This is a genomic window from Providencia sp. UF-224 (genome assembly GCF_058245955.1).
The window spans coordinates 1-19,719 of the sequence record NZ_JBSICC010000043.1 but is presented as its reverse complement, the minus strand read 5'-3'; the positions used below and the strand labels follow the sequence as shown (position 1 = coordinate 19,719).

Annotated in this window: 17 protein-coding genes; 6 read left to right on the top strand and 11 right to left on the bottom strand. The window is 37.3% G+C overall.

From position 1 onward, the window contains the following. Positions 1-148: 148 nt before the first annotated feature. The 4 genes from AC4IFO_RS21330 (at position 149) to AC4IFO_RS21315 (ending at position 4,930) form a co-directional block, all read left to right on the top strand. Complete coding sequence (locus AC4IFO_RS21330) at positions 149-859, top strand: hypothetical protein (protein WP_371007786.1); 711 nt, start codon at positions 149-151, stop codon at positions 857-859. A gap of 195 nt (positions 860-1,054) precedes the next feature. Beyond that, positions 1,055-1,666, top strand: a complete 612-nt coding sequence (locus AC4IFO_RS21325) for a hypothetical protein (RefSeq protein ID WP_371007785.1) — start codon at positions 1,055-1,057, stop codon at positions 1,664-1,666. A 91-nt stretch (positions 1,667-1,757) separates the two neighbouring features. Beyond that, positions 1,758-4,154 (top strand): fimbria/pilus outer membrane usher protein, encoded by a 2,397-nt coding sequence (locus AC4IFO_RS21320; protein ID WP_371007784.1) that lies wholly within the window; start codon positions 1,758-1,760, stop codon positions 4,152-4,154. 83 nt (positions 4,155-4,237) lie between these two features. Further along, complete coding sequence (locus AC4IFO_RS21315; protein WP_371007783.1) at positions 4,238-4,930, top strand: fimbria/pilus chaperone family protein; 693 nt, start codon at positions 4,238-4,240, stop codon at positions 4,928-4,930. A gap of 927 nt (positions 4,931-5,857) precedes the next feature. Here the strand turns inward: AC4IFO_RS21315 and AC4IFO_RS21310 are convergent. The 9 genes from AC4IFO_RS21310 to AC4IFO_RS21270 all read right to left on the bottom strand — a co-directional run bounded on the left by AC4IFO_RS21310 (position 5,858) and on the right by AC4IFO_RS21270 (position 14,896). Then, on the bottom strand, positions 5,858-6,364 hold the full coding sequence (locus AC4IFO_RS21310; RefSeq protein ID WP_371007782.1) for a fimbrial protein: 507 nt from the start codon (positions 6,362-6,364) through the stop codon (positions 5,858-5,860). Between the two features lie 35 nt (positions 6,365-6,399). After that, positions 6,400-7,581 (bottom strand): hypothetical protein, encoded by a 1,182-nt coding sequence (locus AC4IFO_RS21305; RefSeq protein WP_371007780.1) that lies wholly within the window; start codon positions 7,579-7,581, stop codon positions 6,400-6,402. Beyond that, the gene (locus AC4IFO_RS21300) at positions 7,581-8,315 is read right to left on the bottom strand and encodes a fimbria/pilus periplasmic chaperone (protein WP_371007779.1); all 735 of its coding nucleotides are present in this window, start codon (positions 8,313-8,315) and stop codon (positions 7,581-7,583) included. Before AC4IFO_RS21300 ends, AC4IFO_RS21305 begins: the two co-directional genes overlap by 1 nt. Continuing rightward, positions 8,315-10,843 carry a fimbria/pilus outer membrane usher protein gene (locus tag AC4IFO_RS21295; RefSeq protein ID WP_371007778.1) on the bottom strand — a complete coding sequence of 843 codons (2,529 nt, stop codon included), beginning with the start codon at positions 10,841-10,843 and terminating at the stop codon, positions 8,315-8,317. Before AC4IFO_RS21295 ends, AC4IFO_RS21300 begins: the two co-directional genes overlap by 1 nt. A gap of 133 nt (positions 10,844-10,976) precedes the next feature. Next, positions 10,977-11,528, bottom strand: coding sequence for a fimbrial protein (locus AC4IFO_RS21290; RefSeq protein ID WP_371007777.1), 552 nt, complete (start codon positions 11,526-11,528; stop codon positions 10,977-10,979). Positions 11,529-11,742: 214 nt separating this feature from the next. Beyond that, the gene (locus tag AC4IFO_RS21285; protein ID WP_371007776.1) at positions 11,743-12,033 is read right to left on the bottom strand and encodes a helix-turn-helix domain-containing protein; all 291 of its coding nucleotides are present in this window, start codon (positions 12,031-12,033) and stop codon (positions 11,743-11,745) included. Positions 12,034-12,397: 364 nt separating this feature from the next. Then, positions 12,398-12,718: a helix-turn-helix domain-containing protein gene (locus AC4IFO_RS21280; RefSeq protein ID WP_371007775.1), complete on the bottom strand. Its 321-nt coding sequence runs from the start codon at positions 12,716-12,718 to the stop codon at positions 12,398-12,400. A 428-nt stretch (positions 12,719-13,146) separates the two neighbouring features. Then, positions 13,147-13,749 (bottom strand): tyrosine-type DNA invertase, encoded by a 603-nt coding sequence (locus tag AC4IFO_RS21275; protein WP_371007774.1) that lies wholly within the window; start codon positions 13,747-13,749, stop codon positions 13,147-13,149. A gap of 940 nt (positions 13,750-14,689) precedes the next feature. Next, a complete protein-coding gene (locus AC4IFO_RS21270; protein ID WP_371007773.1) occupies positions 14,690-14,896 on the bottom strand; it encodes a hypothetical protein in 207 nt (68 codons plus the stop codon). Between the two features lie 613 nt (positions 14,897-15,509). Between AC4IFO_RS21270 and AC4IFO_RS21265 the strand changes: the two genes are divergently transcribed. Beyond that, complete coding sequence (locus AC4IFO_RS21265; RefSeq protein ID WP_371007771.1) at positions 15,510-16,016, top strand: hypothetical protein; 507 nt, start codon at positions 15,510-15,512, stop codon at positions 16,014-16,016. A 663-nt stretch (positions 16,017-16,679) separates the two neighbouring features. On the opposite strand, the gene AC4IFO_RS21260 is transcribed toward AC4IFO_RS21265, so the two are convergent. Beyond that, the gene (locus AC4IFO_RS21260; RefSeq protein ID WP_371007770.1) at positions 16,680-16,892 is read right to left on the bottom strand and encodes a HEAT repeat domain-containing protein; all 213 of its coding nucleotides are present in this window, start codon (positions 16,890-16,892) and stop codon (positions 16,680-16,682) included. A 545-nt stretch (positions 16,893-17,437) separates the two neighbouring features. Between AC4IFO_RS21260 and AC4IFO_RS21255 the strand changes: the two genes are divergently transcribed. Continuing rightward, positions 17,438-17,674: a helix-turn-helix domain-containing protein gene (locus tag AC4IFO_RS21255; protein ID WP_371007769.1), complete on the top strand. Its 237-nt coding sequence runs from the start codon at positions 17,438-17,440 to the stop codon at positions 17,672-17,674. Between the two features lie 1,110 nt (positions 17,675-18,784). Here AC4IFO_RS21255 and AC4IFO_RS21250 read toward each other — a convergent pair. Next, positions 18,785-19,357, bottom strand: coding sequence for a ProQ/FINO family protein (locus AC4IFO_RS21250; RefSeq protein WP_371007768.1), 573 nt, complete (start codon positions 19,355-19,357; stop codon positions 18,785-18,787). Between the last annotated feature and the right edge of the window lie 362 nt (positions 19,358-19,719).

The window sequence follows — 19,719 nt, the reverse complement described above, 5'->3', positions numbered from 1 at the left end:
GGCAGCGCGAAATTGGATGGCCATGCCGTCATGACCTTCTCATTTGGCGTGTAATGTAAATCACCTTTATTTCAATGGATTGAAATGGGCTGACGGTCAATAACCACGTCAGCCCTTCGATTAACATTCAACCCTCGAGAAAATAAATATGAAAAAAACACTCCTCAGTCTGTCAGTGTTAGGGTTGCTTAGTTCAGCCTGCGCCTTCTCAACCCCCGTGACCAATGTAAAAATCAACGGGAATATCAAACCACCCACCTGCGTAATCAATGGCATGGGCAATGAAGCGGATATCGAATTTAAATTTAGCCCCATCAATCCCGCGATGCTTACCAAGACAACGGATTTCTACACCTTTCCAGGAATACGAAATACGCTAAGTGTGGTGTGCGATGCAACCACCTACCTCATATTTACGATGACGGATGTTTACCCTATCAGTGATTATGTAGACAAGTTCGGTTCTACGGCATACAGAGTACGTAACTATGGTTTGGTTGACCCAGTAACAGGCAAAGAAGTCGGTGGCATTGTTTTTGTTGGCCAGAATTTAACAGTAGATGGCCAGAAGGTCTTCATGGGGCAAACAGCAGGTACCAACGCCCGAGGTGTCCCCCGTGGCTACTTTGTGAAGGATAGAGTGTCAACTTGGACCACAATAGACAAATATCCTGTTAATTCAATAAACGACTTGGATTTCATGCCAGGTCAGACTTTCGGCATGGATATTTCCACTGTTAATGGTCTAGGCTATACCTATCTAAAACCGACCCAAGTTTTAGCGGCGGATGGGGTTAATGTCAATGATGGGTTCAACTTTATCGGGCAAGCCATCATGACTTTCAAATTTGGTATTTAAGATCTTGTCTTGATAAATAAGGGTTCCCTTATAGTACAGGGGGGGGCCCTTCTCCATAATGATCCCACGGCTAAATTGTGGAGCATTCTGGATTACCAACACGATCCGTCTCTAATTTTCAACCCTATTTTTGAGGCACATATGTCATTAGACTGTAGAAAAAAAATAAATTCACTGTTTAAAATCGGTACCTTCATGATGGTAGCCGCTTTACCCTATTTAGCTCAGGCTCAAGCGGTCTCTCCCTTTGATTTTCCAACAGATAATGGCACAGATCACTCTTGCACTCTGCTACCCGCCGAAGGTGGGCTCTATCACTACGCTAGGTTACCCGCAGAACTCGTCAAAAACCGTGAAACAACCGTACTTCCCTCAATGACAAAAACATGGGCTATCCAATGTACTGCTGCCACAACAGTGTCATTTGAGGTGCAGGATTTGCAATCTGACAGCGTTGGTAGAAATGATAAAACACGCTTTGGACTCGGGTATGTGAATGTAGCAGGAAAACTCGGTTCCTTCGCTATCGAAGTCAGCCGTGCCACAGTCGACAATGATGACACCTTTTTTAATACTATCGATAATCGAGCTGCAACGACGAATAACAAAACTAAAATGGCAGTTTCACAAGGGCAATCTTTAGGGTGGTATCGCGGTGATGAAAGCGCGCTCGCCGTAGGTCAAACCTTTACTCTGGACATAACTGTCACACCCACCTTAAATAGCTTACAAGAGACGAATGGCCCTTTAGTCAATGGCGCTGAACTGGATGGGCTTGCACAATTTATCTTCACATTTGGTCTGTAAAAGGAACAGCTATGTTTACCCTATTGTCAGCCAATATTTATATATGCAGTGGTTTTCTATCCCCCTTTTTGCTTTAAGCAGGTGAGATGTTATGCGTTATTTTTCACTTTTATCGAGCTCATTTTTTTTCAGTGCAGCAGCTCTGGGTGGGGTCACCGCGTCACAGGCTACATCGTCTGCCATCAATTTTGATATCGACTCCTTAAAATCATTAGGTTATGGTGCTGAAATTGCAGACTTCTTTAAGCAAGGCAGCCAGTTTTTACCAGGGCAACATAACGTAACCCTACGTGTCAATAGCAGCACCAGTTATTCCAGCACTGTGCTTATCGGCCAACAAGGGCAGCTCTGCGTTGATAAAACCTTACAACACACCCTCAAATTGAAGGCCGTGTCGATTGAGTCTGAATGTGCTACGTTAGAGGTGCTATATCCAAGTGCTAAAGTAGTACCCCACCCGAATGATTTTGCCATCGAGGTACTTTTGCCGGAATCGGCCTTTGACTCGAGCCTAAAAGGGGATGAATTGACTCGAGGAGGTATGGCACTCATGAGTAACTACCGTATTTACGGTATGCAAATGACTGGCTGGGAAACACAGCAATTCTATCAGGGACAATTTGAATTAGGCGCAAATTGGCAAAATTGGATATTACGTAATCAAAGTAGCTTATCGTCGGGTAAAAACAAGGCTCAATATCAGTTTAATGAAACGACCGTATCGCGTAACCTAGAATCCTTATCATCTCAGCTGCAATTTGGCCAAATAAGTACCCAGGGCAATTTGTTTGGTGGAACCCCATTATTAGGTGCACAGGTGTATTCTGATTCTTCGCTGCGAAGAGGGCAACGTTTAATCGTTCCCGTAACAGGGATTGCAGAGACACCAGCGACCGTCGAAGTCCATCAAAATGGGCGCTTATTGTATCGCACGCTTGTACCTGCTGGCCCTTTCCAATTAGATAAAATTAACCACGTGGTAACGGGCCAGCCATTAGAAGTCACGGTACTTCAGGAAGATGGGCAGCGCCAACAATTTAAAGTAACCACTTCGGTCGAAAATGAAGAAAAACTAGGGCCTCTTTATTACCAATTTGCACTAGGTCATTATCGTGTTCGTCATAGTGATGAACACGTTAGAACGCCATTAGTGGGGAGTATAGAAGGAGGTATAAGCAAAGGCAATTCAGAGTACACCGCTGGTACTTTATTTTCTGAACCTTACCAATCTATTGGGGGACGAGTAAACACACAGTGGGGAAATACAAACTATACTGGAGTGAATTTTGGGGTAACTGCATCTCGAGACGATTCAACTCACGGGGTTCAAGTAGACAGTGCTGTAAGCCAGTCATTTGAAAATATTTCAATCGGATTATCGTCATTATATCGCACGCAGACGTACCCAACACTCGATGAATCCTTACAAAAAGGAACAAAAAATAATGAAGAGGACATCACTTTCGAAAGAAATAACGGGGTAGTTCATTCTTCCAGCTCGGCATCTCTAGGATGGTCACATCCTCAATGGGGTCGTATTAGCTATACACTGAACTATAATCATTATTATGGCCAACAAGCCGATGAAACATTATCAACCATCAGTTATGGCAAAAAATTTGGCAATATCACGACTAACTTGAGCTACCAATCGGGTAATTCACGTGATAGCCGTTTATCGTTTAATGCATCAATGCCCTTTGGGCAAAGGTCATCGGTGAGTATGCAGATGCAACGTTATCAACAAGAAACACAATTGACCAGCACCTTTAATCATCGCCCCGGTGATTTATGGGGGTATTCAGTCGGTGCAACACAATCTCAAGACCAGACAAGACTTAGCGGTGGAATCAATATGACGACTGCATATAGCCAAATTGCTGCAAATGGTAGTTGGAGTGACGAAAATAGCCGCTCAATGATGTTTTCAGCGTCTGGCGCATTAGCATACTCTGATGGCATGGTGGCCACCTCCCCAAGAGCACTTGGAGATACCTTTGGGATTGTGTCTATTCCTGGGCAGTCAGGTGTCAGGGTTAGCGCTTTAGGTAGTGGAACGACAGTGACAAATCACTTTGGAACAGCTGCTATTCCAACACTGCCAACACAACTCAAAACCACAGTCCAACTAGACACAAAAGATTTGCCACTTAACGTACGGTTAGATACAACTTCATTTGATGTCGCCGTAGCAAGAGGAACCGTATTGACTCATCGCGTGAATGCTACTGTGATGAAACAATTATTATTAGGTATTACGTTAGCCAATGGTAAATCCGCTCCTGTCGGCGCAAGCGTATTAAACCAAGAAGAACAACTCATTGGGGTAGTCATGAATAACGGTAGTGTAATGCTCAGTAATGAACAAATTGGACAACCGATTATATTGCGCATACCAAACCAAAGTGATTGCATGGTCGACTATCCAGTCCCTGCAGTATTTGATGCTAATGCTCTGTACGAAGAAGCCGCCGCAATCTGCAAGTAACCTATGTTATTGCCCCTAAAATTTGAAAATTAACTCGGCGCCAAGTCGAACTGTGAAAATAAAAAAGTTAAGAGGAATTATCTATGAAAACCATTACTCGACATACTATAGGTCTATTAACGACACTCATTATCTTACTGGGAAGTCCGCTCGCACAAGCGAGCTTTCAACTGGAGACCATGACTGTTATTTTAGATGCAGGAGAGGGCCGAAAAGTATTTAATGTCAAAAATACATCAAAAGAGCCTATTTTACTCTCCACCAAGGTGACGGATATTGAGGGGGGAGATGCTTCAGCACAGGATGTCCTAGTTTCACCGCCCATAATTCGAATTGAGCCGGAACAAAGTCAACAAATCAACTTTGTCCTTAAAAAAGGTGTGGAACTGTCACACGAAGCGTTGTTAAAAGTGTCCTTCCAAGGCATTGGCGCCACCAAAGAGAACGTTACCAAAATGCCTATCCGTCAAGATGTAGCGATGCTGATTGTCCCAACGGGAATCAAGGTTAGTCAAACACCTTGGGACAACTTAGACGTTGTACAACAAGGGGAAGAACTAACATTAACCAACACAGGCAAACAAGTTATTCGCTTATCACCAAATTTTACTGCATTACCTAGTAATGAAGGACTCGGGATAGAGCAATTTTACTTACGTCCAGGAGAAAAGAAAATAGTTAAGGTAAAGGGGAATGTTAATGAAATTAAACTGTCTCCACTGAGTCGTTATGGATTTAAAACGCCGAATGATGTGACGCGTCCAGTATCTCACTAACCATATACGAACAATAACAAAACGCGACTCTTAATCAATAATAGAGTCGCTTTACTCATGAATAAAAAGAAAATTAAACCATCAATTTTGAAATATAAACCTATAATCTCCCAATAATATACAGCTGCTTACTTTAGTGTATATCTATGAATAGCCAAAAACACAATTACATACGCTAAGATTACTCACTTATTTATCAGAAATAAGTTTTTTATTAAACCTAACTATTCTAAATTTCAAGATACCATTTTTCTGAGGTTAAGCCGCTAAGTAACAAACTTTACAGCTCTATCAAAAAAAAATTACGCAATCAATTAAATGAATTATTAAATAAAGAAAAGTTTATTTTTATAACCGTAATCGATTATATGCATATAACTATTAAAAAATCGAGAATAATAGAGGGGATAGGGCTACTTTATCCACTATACCGCTACATTTAAGATTGAACTTTACCATGTCAGAGCTAACTAATAATGGGAGCATGATTGGTGTTGAATCTGAAATAACTCTATATCTTTTAGTAGTATGCTTTATTTCACATATCAAGATTCACATCGATTAAGCTCGAATCGCTTACACTCTTAATATTTACTTCACACCGAAAATCAGTAAGCGCCACTAACTGGAGATACTGAACTAATTAATGTAAATAATGATACTAAAATAAGTAACCGTTCATTTAATTAAAGTAGCAACTCCATCTATTAAAAACCAATCGAAAACCATCATTACTAAAGATCGATAACAACAAAAATCAAATAACATTTAAAAAAACGACCAATATTAACACCCATAAAAATATAACATTTAACACCAGGCAGTAATTAAATATCATTTGATAATTGCTTTCAATTCATTTAGATATTTACCAAAAACACACGTTATTAACCCTATCGATAAATTCATATCTTCTAGATATAAACTTTACTCATAAGAGAGTGTATAGTGTAATAAACGACTATAACTGCCCGCCTGTATTACTCCAGTTTTCACTAAACGAACCGAATAAAGTAATACATTATCACCAGCCTGAATTTTTTGTCCCTTAGAGCTTTGATTAAGATAAATTGGATTACCCGCCCCGTCTTGTAAAGTTAACCCAATACCACTAACCCCATTAACTGGAATGATAGATCCGTTTGCTCCCCCTTCAGATTGTTCAAATAGGGTCTTGACTATTTTATCTGAACTACTACAACCATACAGCTGTATTGCAAAGAAGATAGGTGCTGATTGTCCTCTAGCATCTAATTCAGCACTAGAAATCTGTCCCATATCAACAGTCTGATTATCATCACCCACAACAATGTTACATGTAGAAACTGTTATCATACCTTTAAATGTTGTCCTGCTATTTGCTACAGTGTCTGCTTGCACTATTTTTCCTGGCAACAAAATAAAGAACAACAAGAAATAAAATATTTTTTCCATAGTCTGCTCCAATAGGTTTTTATAAAAATTTAACTTTATGGCATCCTGACTTCAAAAGTTAGCACTTGACTATATTCACCTGCTTTTATTTTATCCAACTCATTCGTTGTTGCCGATATTTCAGCTCGAAGCCGTTTGACTTCATTTAGGCTACTAATATCTTTAATAAATGATGGGTACTTGTAGTTAAACTGTAAATAATTGCCTAAATCTAAATCATATATTTTTAAACCTATTCCTTGAGGTTGGCCATTAAGTTGGTTAATCCCCCAAAAAGTATTACTAATAAAATATCCACCCTCAGTTTTTATTTCACCTGGTAAGTTATACATACTTCCTACACAGGCTTGACTTTGAGAAGGACCTTTAATTGCAGTTAACGTAAAATCTTCCAACCTCACCCGATTACGGCTGAGATCATCCGTAGATATTGGTTGAAATTGAATCAAATCAGGAGTAACAACTCTTAAAGTACACTGAGGAATAGGCTCAACAATTGGTGGTTTGGTACTACCTTCGCCAATATTACCCTCAGGCCGGCAATCCGTATAGCCTGCGGGGCAAAGAAATCCGCCTACAAATACCGAGTCGGTATAACTACCTGGTATATAAATGTTACCTATATTATTCATATAGTGCCATCCGACTCCCCACTGAGAAGACTCTGTGTCAATGGGTTGCGCTGTGAACGTAAAAAATAAGGTTTTATTGTACTGTGGCCAACCAGTAGTAGCAGCACCACAATCACGCTGACAGGGGGCTAATATTCCATCATTCCAACTTCTAAGATTAAAATTTTGTCCCTGACTTTCTAAGTTTGGTACAGTAATAGTCGGACCAGCCCCTGAAATAGTCATAGTTACATTTTTAAAATTGCCCGGATGGACCGCGCCTGTGTTCTTTGAATACTGAAAATCAATATTTTCTACCTGATTTCCAGTATTAATACACTTAATACTAACGGAAGCTGTTACAGTATAGGTCATATTCGGGATTACATAAGTAAATCCAGTAAAGCACTCCGTGTCACCACAAGGAGCATAATTTGCTTTGGGAGTAGTATAAGCCTGCACTAATTCCACAAAACCTCTACTCGTCAAACTAATGACCCTATTTGGCTGCATGCCTTCCCATTTACAAATCACATACGCTTGTACAAGAGGACTCATTAAGATAGAGCATAATCCCAGACCCAAAATTAGTATTATTCTATTCATCAAGATTTGTCCCTTACACAGTGAGTTACCGAACACGTATAATTTAACGGCTGATAAGCACCATAATCATTGATGTACTTAAGTGATAATTTTTGCCCTTGCTGTATAGTGCTAGGTAGAACCACTTCACTCTTTGGTTTTATTGTTACTGCTTCATCCTTACCTAATAGGCTATTTTTTCCTGCCACAACCTCCGGTAAAATAATAAAAAATGGTGTGGGATTAATCAGTTTAAGCCCTTGATTACTAGGTTCAAGGCGAAGCTCCTCCTGCCAAATTTTTTCTGCTTGATTCTTAAGTGCTTCTGGGCGATAAAAAAGTTTTACCTTAATACGAAGCGCAAGCTGAATTGTATTTGGTTTATCTGATTTAGGTGGGATCTCTTGTAAATTGAAATAGAATAATGATTCTCTGTCCTGAGGAAGCTTTGCCACCTCGGATAAAGGAACAATACGAACTTGTACAGTACTGTCTTTCTCTACTCGCTGTAGTGGAGGTAATGCGGACAGGGGTGAGCTAATTTTTTCACCTAATTCATTTTCTAACCATGTTTGTGCTAGGTAAGGTAAGTTCTTGCTGTGATTTATCACATCAACAGGTGTCGATTTATCTCCTCCTAATAGAATAATACGAGTGCGATCTATTGATATTGCAGCTTGAGCTGAATAATTCATACACAAAATAAAAACAAATGAAGCTATTACATGGCGACTTAAAAATATATTAGATATCATTATAATTTCCCTGTGGAAGAAGCTACCCTTTGACATGTCAGCGGGATAATAGAAGATAAGGAAAAATCTTGGTGAGGAAGTGTAAATAAACATGGCCGCCCTTCGACATCAAGTGCAACAAGTTGAGCTGATTCGTCAACTCCAGAGATATAAACCTCACCATTTTCACCGACTACACCAACCTGACGTTTCTGTTTCCTATCTTCAATCAACGTGCCAAATGGAATATATTTACCCTGTGGATCAGAGAGTTTAATTAATACTTTAACGCCACGGTAAAGGTCGAGCTTACGGTAGCCAATCGCCCCTTCCGTCAGTACCATCTGAATATTTGGATTGAAACTCTCCACATCATCAGGTAAACGGTTTGTATCAATAGTATAATTAGTGCGGTAATAATCAGGTACATTATTTAGAACGGTAATACCTCTAGAGTTAGTTGGCATTGATTGGCCAATATTGCCAACATAAACTCCTTCAATACCATTAGTATCTACAATAAGACGAGTATTTCCAGCATACCCTTCGCTATGTATAGCAATACCATGCTCAGTAGCTGTTAAACCTGATCTAATACTACCGCCCAAATAATAGTCATTTTTATTTATTGAAGTGTTTAATGATGCCGTATAAGCATCACGGTTCAAGGCAACATTTGCATTCATGTTACTATTACTGTAATTCGGAGAAATTGTATTCGCTCCAATAGACCAAATATTTCGAGGGTTTTCAGTATTTGTATAAGTCATATTTGGCGAAACATTTCCATTAATTAATTGCATTCCAGAACTAATATAAGCCTGTGAACTCAATGGAATATTGAAGCTTAGGTAAATCGAATTATCACTTTTCTTCTTTTGAGACAAAAAATTTGTTTTATATTCGGTACGATTAACTGTCAAATATGCATTTATATCTTTTAAACGACCAATATCAAAGTTTTTAGATACACTAAGCCCATAAGTATTACTGTCAGAAACGTCTTGCCAATAAGTTTGTCGGTTATACATTGCATTTATCGAGATACCCAAATCTCGAAAATGCTTACTGGCAACCAAGTTATAACTTTCCTTATTGGTCGATGCGAAGTCAGGTGTAGCTTTCATTGCAGTAAAATTATCTAAAGAAAGGTAGGTCTTCTCTGAAAATCGGTAACCAGCGAAAGTGATTTGGCTATCGATACTGTCAAATACTTTAGAATAATTAAAACGATAGCTTTCCCCATTTAAGGTTTGGTTATTCAATTCTGCACGAGAGTGGGTTATATCTACAGAAAGCGCACCAAAAGAACGCATGTCGTAGCCAACTCCACCATTTACTGCATGATAATTCTTATCCGTCAGGATCACCCCACCAAATACCGAAGTATTAGAAAATACACCAAGTGAGGCTTCCATCGTTGCTACCATCGGCTCAAATGAGCCATTATCTTGGTTCAAGCGACCTAACATTGCCTTATAACGAACATGGCCTGAGCGCGTTAAAAAAGGTACATTTGAGGTTTCAATAGTAGAAACTTGTTCTTCTCCATTTTCCTCTCGAATTGTCATTGTTAGCTGACCTGAGGTAGCATCAGTAAGATCTTCAATAACAAATGGGCCGGGTGGTACCATTTTTTCATAAACAATGCTGCCACCACGGCTAATAATTATTTTAGCATTTGTTTTAGCAACCCCAGTTAATCTTGGGGCATAGCCGCGTAATGCAGGGGGAAGCATACGATCATCACTAGCAATTGATATTCCACTGTAATTTAGCGAATCAAACACATAGGACTGAAGATAATTCTTTCCTATCGTTAAATGAGCACCTAATTCTTTAAGTGCACGCGTTGCATAGATCGTTGTTGTTTTAAAATCACGCTTATTTTCGCCATATCCACTGCTATATAGTGATGTTTGATAATTACTTCTCAAACGCCAAGATTTATAATTTGCACCAGCGGTACCATAACTGGAAATTGAGCTATTGCTGGAACCATTACGGCTATTAAAAATATTTCCGCTTAGCATATAATCAAATAATATACCAGAAATCCCCTCATCCCATTGACTTGGAGGTACCCAGTTGGGGTCACTGTAATTAAGTAAAGCCTGAGGGATACTTACCAATAAAGTACTTTTTTCTCTCTCAATATGGGTCGTTATACCTTGATATCCAGCAATAAGCACACAATCAGCCTGGCTAAGAGATATTCGTTTTTTCAATTGAGTAAGAATCGTTGCCTTTAGATCAAAAGTATCTATTACTTGAAGGGGAAAACAGATTTGGCTATTACCATCAACATTAATCACATTAAAGCTTTCATTAGCAATGACCCGGCCATTTAATTTTAAACTCAAAGGATAAATCCCCTCTGGTATAAAATCAGAACGAGAAAAATTACTCAAATTAATACTCGTATTATCGCTTAATTCGAGTGCTCGGGTTTCAAATTCAACATTATCACTATTAGCCTGAGTAGCTTGTACCATGAATAAGCAAAGAATGGCCGTTGAAATGAATGAGTACTTTTTCATATCATCCATAATGTTATAGTCTCTTTAAGACAAATGTGGAGTAGGTTTAATTGCAGAACTCTCACTCTAAATTAGGAACAGCACCAAATACGTCTCAAGACAGTAAATTGGTGCTGGAAATTACGATGCTAAAAGTTAGTACTTAAAGGTAAGTCAGAGAAAAACTAGCTAATGCTGAGTAAGTACCGGCAACTACATCTTCTCCATCTAATTTAACGGCCTGAGCGGAAAAAAGTAAGCTATTGTCTCCAGTACGCAGACTATAGTTATCAGAATTAGCACCTATCTTAACTTGCTTAGCTGAAGAATCGGTTAAGCGAATAGCAACACCTTTAGCTTCACCAGTTACCCCAAGAAAGCCATTAGATCCACCTGTTGACATACCATCAAAACGAACATTAACTTTAACTTCATTCGCCGCCGCTGGATCAAAAGTACAACCAATTAAATTAATTTTGAAATCCTTTGGTTTTCCATAACCGATTGTAGTTAACTGTGCATCCGCTATTTGCCCCATATCAATTTCTTGATTATCACCATCCTTACCTGGAGCTAATCCACAAGGTGCTTTGATAACTGAACCTTTAAACATAATTTCACCATTCCCCTGAGAGCCAGGAGGCACTGCTGCTGAAGAATAGCTAGAGAGTGTAAGTGAAGCCAGAGTTGCTAATGCTAATAAACGAAGTTTCATTTAATACTTTCCTATTTATATTGTTGAGTTAATTTAGCCATAAAGTGTCGAAGATTTCCCATCATCACAGACACTAAATATGATGATTTTTATTTTATGAAATAATAATTTTAATAAAGTCTTAGTTATTTGAAATAGTAAATTTCATTAATAGAAACAAAAAACAAGCTAATTAAAATAATTACCTAGCTTACTTAAAAATATTTTTTGTTTATCAATCAGTATTTAAATACGAAAAAGAGATATCGGAGTGAATAAACTGCATTTCCGTAAAATCAATGCCCTCAAAAAAATAATGAATACTAACATTAAAAAAATAAGACAATAGTGCCAGTGAATCGATATCAATACGATTAACCCCCCGCTCATAGCGAGAAAACTGCTGCTGGCTCACATTTAATTGTTCTGCAAGCTCATTGGCGGTCATTCCATATTTTTTCCGTAATATTCTTATTCGTTGGCCAACACAATAAGCTAATGGATATTTGTTTTGTTGTATTTTCATGATGGCATTACCTTTTTACTCTTTTTTATTGACTTGACTTATTCTTAAAACACTGTGTTATTTTAAGCCATACTAATTTAACCCGTAAAACCCTAAATTAAATACGCTCAATTAGGGTAAAGATAATTTACCAAAACTACAAATCGATCCATGAGTAATTTAGTATGTTTTTTTGTCTCTCTTAAAATAGAATAAAAACTGAAATTTTGCATAAAAACAAATGACTAATGATGTTTTCTATTTGTTCTACCGTGCTCTTAAATATCCTAATTATCATTTTTTGGGTAATGCATACATTAAACTTTAGACATAAAAAATACACTTCAATAAAAATACGACAGATAATACTGGTCTTTTATTTAAGCTAAGAATGATGATCCAATATCAAGCTATGAGCCTGCGACCACGTGCCACAAGAGAAAGGTGAATAGAGTTGTTTTGCTTGAAAACCAATTCCATCAAGTAAATCAGCTAAATCCACATTGAGTACTTTGGAGAATAACTGTAGTTGTTCCACATTCAGCCGCGTGGTGCCATTTTCAATACGCGAAACATGCTGTTGCGAAAGCTGCAATTGTTGTCCCAATGTGGTGCCTGTAAATCCTTTTTGACTACGAATTTTTCGAATTCGTCTTCCCACAATTTGAGATGGACTAATGCTTGTAATGCCGTGTGATTTTTTCATGCAGCCTCCTCACATAAAAATAAACTAATCATGGTTTTTACAATCAAAATATTGAGTCTAAAACCAAAATTAATATCTTTAAAATCAATGTAATATACTTTTATTTTTACTGAGGATAACTGTAGTCAATTTGACCCCATTTGACTACAGAGTAAAAAGCCCACACAAACAAATGTTATTTGTAAATAGATGGGTTTTTATACTTTATTTTTTACTTTAATATGATTTAGCACTTACTGACTAATTGGAAAAAGCGTAAATAAGTTTAGGGAAGGTATCGAATACCGAAATTAGAAAGGAAAAAATCATCATAATTCAAGGAGGTTACAAGCTGCTACTATATTAAGTTAATGTGAAAATACAAAAGGTTAATTTACTCATTTACCAGTTTGACGTGTAATTACCCCCTGAGTAACATAGCATCATATTTACAGGGGGTAACAAATGGGGTCATTTTGACTACATTTGATCCCTACACCTCGCCCCCAAACGCCACGAAATCGAGCAGGGTTACTGGCTGTATATCGGACGGTATGGCGAATATTGGTATGTCCTAAATAGTCTTGGATAAGTCGAGTATCCACGCCTTTATCTGCAAGAGCATAACCACAGGCATGGCGGAGCATATGCGGGTGAATGTTTAAAGGTAACTTGGCCATACGTCCTAACCGAATGAATAGCTGATAAAATCGTTGGCGGCTTAATGCGGTCCCCCGTTCTGATAAAAAAAGCCAATTAAGCGAGCTTCCATGCCACATTTGGCGGACATTTAACCAACGCTTAATCAGTAGAACCTCTTCAGCTAATAAGGGATGACATACGGAAAATCCTTTTTTCAATCGGTGAACATACACTTCCTGCCCAACCAGGTCGAGATCATCCAACCGTAACGATAGCGCTTCACTGGCTCGCAGACCGTGGACATAGCTCATATAAACCAAACAGGCGTCACGCTCAGGATAACGAGTGTACTTGCAAGCAGCCACAAGAAGAGAAACTTCATGGGCTGTGAGATGTTTTCGAGTGGTCATTTTCCTTCCAATTTAATTATTGTAAATAAGGATTTTAACGAAATTACGGTTTACCCCCAATGAATTAACACAAAAAAATCCAATATAAACCCAATAACAGGTAAAAAAAGGTATTTATGCTTAGTTATTTTTCAAGTATTAGAATTTGCGTGGCCTATTATTGCCTTTTAGTTATTTACATACTACGTAGCTATTATCGCCTATTATACTCAAATTCAAGCATCTGATATATCAGGATAATTTCCCATTTAAAGCTTACTTAAAAAATAAGAAATATATTATTGATGTGTAAATTTATGGAATTCTTCCCACAATAATACAATCTTTTCTTTTTGATTATCAAAGCTCATTAAGAGTGCATTATTTAGCCAGATCGTAGGACTATAGATGGGCAAAATGTGTCACAGTGAACATTGATAGTAGATGCCGTCAAGTTCAGTGTAAGGAGTTAATGCATTGAAAACATTACATAGACCCTTTGCACATTTAAAAATGTTGTGAGACGAAGCCTCGATTAACGCCTGTTGCAACACATTAAAATATTGCCAAGACAAGCTTTATGGAAACAATGGTATATCAATGCTGCTTATGACTTACGATTGATTTAGCGGTAGCATCAACGGGCTTTAGGAATATTTCTTTGGAATTAAAAGATAATAATCCATATCTTTCTCTTCTCTATCTTGCTTACTACCATTACAGGTTATCGTTAATGGCCATTTATGCAATGATTGTATCTCATCCAAAAACATATACTGAATAGGACTACTAGTGACATTGTTTACCTCACAATAACGTAACGTAAACTACAACGTTGCTAAACTCATTGAGCTGCTAAGGGTAAAATAAAATGCTTAGGTAGGTTATATCACAATAATATGAACGCCACAGATATTCCAAATACAATTTTAGTTTAAGGATCTCCCCTTGTTGACCCATATTAATTAAACCAATCAAGTCGGTGGCAACATAACGATGAAACCTTTTTTGCTTCAAGACCGTTTGTATTCAACGTAATAAAAATAGACTCTCCACCTTGTAGGTTGCTAGGAATTTTGCCATCTTTCTGCGCAAATTTTAGGACTATTAATGCCACAAAGTCGAGCTTGATTAACCAGTAATGTTTTTCTTCTGCAGTAACAGACATGTCAGATTTTTTTGTTAAATTGCATAAGGCTCGAAAACAGTAAACTTGGAAATACAGTAGGACGTATTAAATATCGAGATTCCTAAGGTTAGTACCTACCCTCACAATACGATTTTTAGCAAAAAATTACTCTAATTTCTGCATATTTGTAGCCTTTTTCCTTTTTTACGGAAGCTAATACGTAGTAGTTGTAGATGATGCCTACCTTCAATAAATACCAAGTAAGTAAATAAGTGAGCGAGCAATACACTCTAGTTATGAAATTCGTAATATAAAAAAAGCCACTTAACGGGAAGTGGCAATAAGATTAATCAATAACATACGTCTAAAGGGATAAGTAATATTAGCAATGACATTTACGTATACCATTAATTGCATCTAAGATAAACATAAAAAATTAATTTTATTTCTCCGAAGGAAAATGATTTTAAGATATTTACTTACAGCTACTGATGATAACTCTTAAATCAAACCTAAAAAGAGCAATTGAAAACTATTGTGCTTTTATTTACATGATAATCAATATGAAAAATCATGTTTTTTTATAGTTTAAATGCAATAATTTATTTTCGTGTAGATAATTATCTATTTTAAATAAAAGGAATCCTTTATTGTGAAAATTTTAAATATTAAAAAATTAATGGCCATTGTTATCTTTTCTAGTTCTTTTTCAAGCTTGGCCGCAAATCCACCATTACAATTTGAAATTCGTGGCTCTTTTGATGAGGTTGTCCCTCCGTGTACATTAACCAGTTCCTCGAGCTTTAACTTACCATTTGGGACAATCCCAATATATGTGAATGTTGGTTACGAGACTCAACCGGAGTCTGTAAATATAAGCTATCAATGCGAACAAGATGTAGATGTTAAAATACATTTCTCCAATTCTGCACACCAAATTTCTAACGTGGCATATCAAACAACGGCGGACCATATTGGCGTTAAAGCTAAAATTAATGGTGAAGTAGTTAAGCCCAATGAGAAAATAGAGTTTAAGTCTAGAGCAGGACTATCCACGCTACCAATTGAAATTAGTTTACTAAGGCTAGCAGAAACAAAAGGTTCAGGGGGCAATTATGCTTTTAATTTAACAGGTGTTATTGAGACTGATTATAATTAAGATTATAATTATTTTCATTAAATATCTAGAGTTAGTATTAAAAGATAAAATCAGATGTTGAATATTTTAGGATGCTCCTATTAGAAATAGGAGCATTTAATCCTTTAATTTTAAAATATACCATTAAATAAACATCGATATATTGTAATGAAAGAGTTAAAACAAATGCAATATTAGAACTAAATGATTATTTTTTTATCCAATAATATCAAGTCTGCTTAGGTGGCTAGAGTTGTCGGGTATAGATAATCCTAAGGCGTTGATGTTGATAAACGATCACTACCTATAGATGATGCTGCTTTGTCAGTAAAAGAGTCATGAACACGTTAACTAAAGCATTAATGAGCGCTTGTGCTATTTTTCTGTTTTGGCTTTAACAAGTTGAATAACAAACATACTAAGATAAAACATACTACCGAACTCATAAGTGTAAAAGCTGAAATTGATAAACTGTGTATTACTGTTGAGCGCAATCCTCAGCGAGTATACATCAAAGTCAGTTGTCCAAATCAATTCGTTCTCTGGCTTGGGTGATGGCACAACCACCAAACCTACTGGCACGATTATCGGAAATTATTAGGTACTAAGACAACGAATTACAGAATTAACAAGAATGGTGTTAGAGCTATAAGATTACATAATAACGGGGTGTATAAAATAAAACTAAAAGTGGCCTGAAAGCTTACTTAAAGCCTTTATGGCTGAAATAACGACGTCCTTGTTTGGGTCTTTACATAAAACAATTAGCCTAGAAATGGCCAATTGCTGCTCAATAGTTGCTTTATAGTTACCAAGCGCACTGGCCGCGGCTATTTTGACATCATCATTGCTTCTGTGCGTCAACTCAACGAGTATGTTTATTATATCTTTTTCCATGTATTTATTGCCCTATATAGAATCCCCTAATATAGCATATTATATAACTCTGAGCTTTATCTCTATTTGTGTTTTTAGTTTTAGTTTTAGTTTTCACACAATCCATATTAATTATTATTTTCACACCTTAAACGCTCTTCATTATTTAAAGTAACTATCAGGTCATAATTTTAGAGATACTTCAAAAAGAAACACAAAAAATTAAAATCCATACCCCCTAGAGAAGAAAACATTCTATTTACATAATAACATTTATTTATGAATGGCCAAAATATCAAAGGGATTTTAGGATAATATCAATTCAGCAGAGCTGATTAGAGAAAAAAGAAGCATAAAATATGCGAACGAAAAAACATATAAAAATAGAACATGACACATTATTGTATACCACTCAATAATGGAGTAAAAAAATGATATATCCTTAAATTAAAGTCTAAAACAGCATTATCTTTAGTGAAAATTTTTTTCCTTTTACTATACTTATTTAAAGGAAAGTAAATTTATTTTGCTTGCAGTAAGAGTGTTATTTGAATGGAGTCGTATGAATGACTGTTAAAAATACATATGCGGTATTAGCAGGAAAAAAAATAAAGGCGTTAAGACTAGATGCGGGTTATACAACCTCACAGTTCTCGCGGCTTATAGGTTGTAAAAGTGAACAACAACTATACCGTTATGAGAGAGGAGTTAATAAAATTAATGTAGATATGCTGGTATTGGCTTTAAAGGTATTAGATGTTGATATTGGAAATTTTTTTGAACAGCTTAATGAAAATATTTAGAGCCGACAGACTATAATGTAAATATATAGTTATCAAATAAAGGTCGCAATATCGGTAGTTTAATTTTATGTTAGATATTTTTTAAATGATTTACTACTTTTAGCACTATCATAAGGTGATAATGTTGTAACCATTAAATTAACACTAATTGTATAGTGTTAATTGATATTAGCTTGATTAAGCCACTATCAAGGGCTGTTTTTAATTTTTTAGCTGCTCTATATGTTTACTTTGATTTTCCAATAACTTATCTATATTTTACAACTTCCATCGTATCGCAGGCAGTTCAGCTGCATTCTGATGATCAAACAATCTCCAATTTGGATATCCTTGCTTCAAGGATATCCAGAAAAAGTGCTCTCGTTCTGCGAAATTTACCTGTAATGCAGTCATCGTAGCTGGCCTTACAGTAATTAACTCGTTAAGCTCAACAGGCTCCAAAGTCATGTCTTCAAATTCAGCTTAAAGTTTTTCATCAATTACGAGCCATGGCCCCATTAATTGGCCTTGTATGACTCAATACATACGTTAAAATTCCAACAAAAATATCTCGATAAATACCTTTTCATACCAACGTAAAATAAGTCAGGTCAGGTACTGACGATGCCTCTGGCCTATACAAGGCTAGCATTGCGCCTGCTGTGGTCATACAGCGAAAGAGAACCGCCCGTCGAAGCAGGAACCAGACACTGAGCGATCAGTAATTACCCGATAACAAGGATCCAGCTCCTGAGTCTCGTATTGCGAATATGGGGGAAGATGTCAAGGTTGTAAAACTATCACGCAGGGGGACGTATGAGTTACCATAGTAGTTTATTTTAGATGACATTATAACACCTAGAGTATGAATATAATGTATTTAGCCAAAACACATTATAATACCCTGGATGTTAAAAATATTATTATAAACCTCGCGACAAAAAATCAATTTGATTGTTAGGTGAAATAAGCGACCTTGCGCTAGAAATCTACGCTTGATAGAGCCGCAATATCTACTAATGTAGTTTATTCTCTAACCATCGACCACCCAGAAACTCACAGATACCATTTGTCATAGCTAGCGTTTCGCATTTAATTTATCCAACTGTCATTAACCATTAATTACCGAGATTAATCAACTACTTGTGATTTTTGTTTCACAAGCTTTTGAATGCGTTTTAAGGTATCAGCAACATCTGACTCTGTCACGATACCGTTTGGTTGCCCATCTTTATCATAGCGCACTGCACCAAGCATAATTGTGGTGCGGTATTTTACACTGTGGCTAATGGCGGATAGGCATCGCTTAATTATTTTATACGAAATAGCCAACTCTCTGGATTTTTTATCAGCAAATAAGGCTTCACGCGTGCCAACGGTCATTGGTCGAAGTTGTCCATCAGGAAAGAGTTGTGGCCAATATTCTGAGAGTATCGCTATGGCGTCTTTTAAGGGGAGATATTGTTTAGGTGGCGTCGGAGGGATGACTTTTTTTTCTAACGGTATGGCAACAGCGACCTTTTTTTTCGCGAGCGAGGGTGTCACTTTTTTAGGGGATTGAGAGGGTGCATTTTTTGATACTTTATTCGGATTACGCAGGGTATTGACCACCACCTGTTTACGACGACGTTGAATAACCGGCGAGGTACTTTCTACAACTTTTTCCGTCGTTGGGCGTTTTAGAGTCAGTGTCTTGCGTTCCATACTATCCTCATACCAAAATCGTATTTACCTTCAATACATTAATGCCAGATTATCATGAAATTTAACCGAAATCACCCGCCCGTAGGGCTTAGACGGCAAACAGTGTTACAAATGACACATTAAGGCGAGGGCCGTCGAGACCCGCGTCAGCGGTGACAGGCTGTTAAAATCCCCTACCCGCCCCTTGTCCTGGTTAAGCCTAACTAAATTAAAACAGAGCATTACTTTTTTTGACCCTTTGAAAAACGCAGTGAGACGGGCGAGAGGCGTAGCCTCGATGAACGACTGTAGCTGCGCGTTAAGGTGGCCATCGGCCAGCTTTACGGGGGCAATCGCACAATGTGGATACGGTTATCTGAGCG

What these genes read in the sequence shown, in the direction of transcription:
- AC4IFO_RS21330 (WP_371007786.1), top strand. Translation starts at nt 149, where the DNA reads ATGAAAAAAACACTCCTCAGTCTGTCAGTGTTAGGGTTGCTTAGTTCA.
- AC4IFO_RS21325 (WP_371007785.1), top strand. Translation starts at nt 1,055, where the DNA reads ATGATGGTAGCCGCTTTACCCTATTTAGCTCAGGCTCAAGCGGTCTCT.
- AC4IFO_RS21320 (WP_371007784.1), top strand. Translation starts at nt 1,758, where the DNA reads ATGCGTTATTTTTCACTTTTATCGAGCTCATTTTTTTTCAGTGCAGCA.
- AC4IFO_RS21315 (WP_371007783.1), top strand. Translation starts at nt 4,238, where the DNA reads ATGAAAACCATTACTCGACATACTATAGGTCTATTAACGACACTCATT.
- AC4IFO_RS21310 (WP_371007782.1), bottom strand. Translation starts at nt 6,364, where the DNA reads ATGGAAAAAATATTTTATTTCTTGTTGTTCTTTATTTTGTTGCCAGGA.
- AC4IFO_RS21305 (WP_371007780.1), bottom strand. Translation starts at nt 7,581, where the DNA reads ATGAATAGAATAATACTAATTTTGGGTCTGGGATTATGCTCTATCTTA.
- AC4IFO_RS21300 (WP_371007779.1), bottom strand. Translation starts at nt 8,315, where the DNA reads ATGATATCTAATATATTTTTAAGTCGCCATGTAATAGCTTCATTTGTT.
- AC4IFO_RS21295 (WP_371007778.1), bottom strand. Translation starts at nt 10,843, where the DNA reads ATGGATGATATGAAAAAGTACTCATTCATTTCAACGGCCATTCTTTGC.
- AC4IFO_RS21290 (WP_371007777.1), bottom strand. Translation starts at nt 11,528, where the DNA reads ATGAAACTTCGTTTATTAGCATTAGCAACTCTGGCTTCACTTACACTC.
- AC4IFO_RS21285 (WP_371007776.1), bottom strand. Translation starts at nt 12,033, where the DNA reads ATGAAAATACAACAAAACAAATATCCATTAGCTTATTGTGTTGGCCAA.
- AC4IFO_RS21280 (WP_371007775.1), bottom strand. Translation starts at nt 12,718, where the DNA reads ATGAAAAAATCACACGGCATTACAAGCATTAGTCCATCTCAAATTGTG.
- AC4IFO_RS21275 (WP_371007774.1), bottom strand. Translation starts at nt 13,749, where the DNA reads ATGACCACTCGAAAACATCTCACAGCCCATGAAGTTTCTCTTCTTGTG.
- AC4IFO_RS21270 (WP_371007773.1), bottom strand. Translation starts at nt 14,896, where the DNA reads ATGTCTGTTACTGCAGAAGAAAAACATTACTGGTTAATCAAGCTCGAC.
- AC4IFO_RS21260 (WP_371007770.1), bottom strand. Translation starts at nt 16,892, where the DNA reads ATGGAAAAAGATATAATAAACATACTCGTTGAGTTGACGCACAGAAGC.
- AC4IFO_RS21255 (WP_371007769.1), top strand. Translation starts at nt 17,438, where the DNA reads ATGACTGTTAAAAATACATATGCGGTATTAGCAGGAAAAAAAATAAAG.
- AC4IFO_RS21250 (WP_371007768.1), bottom strand. Translation starts at nt 19,357, where the DNA reads ATGGAACGCAAGACACTGACTCTAAAACGCCCAACGACGGAAAAAGTT.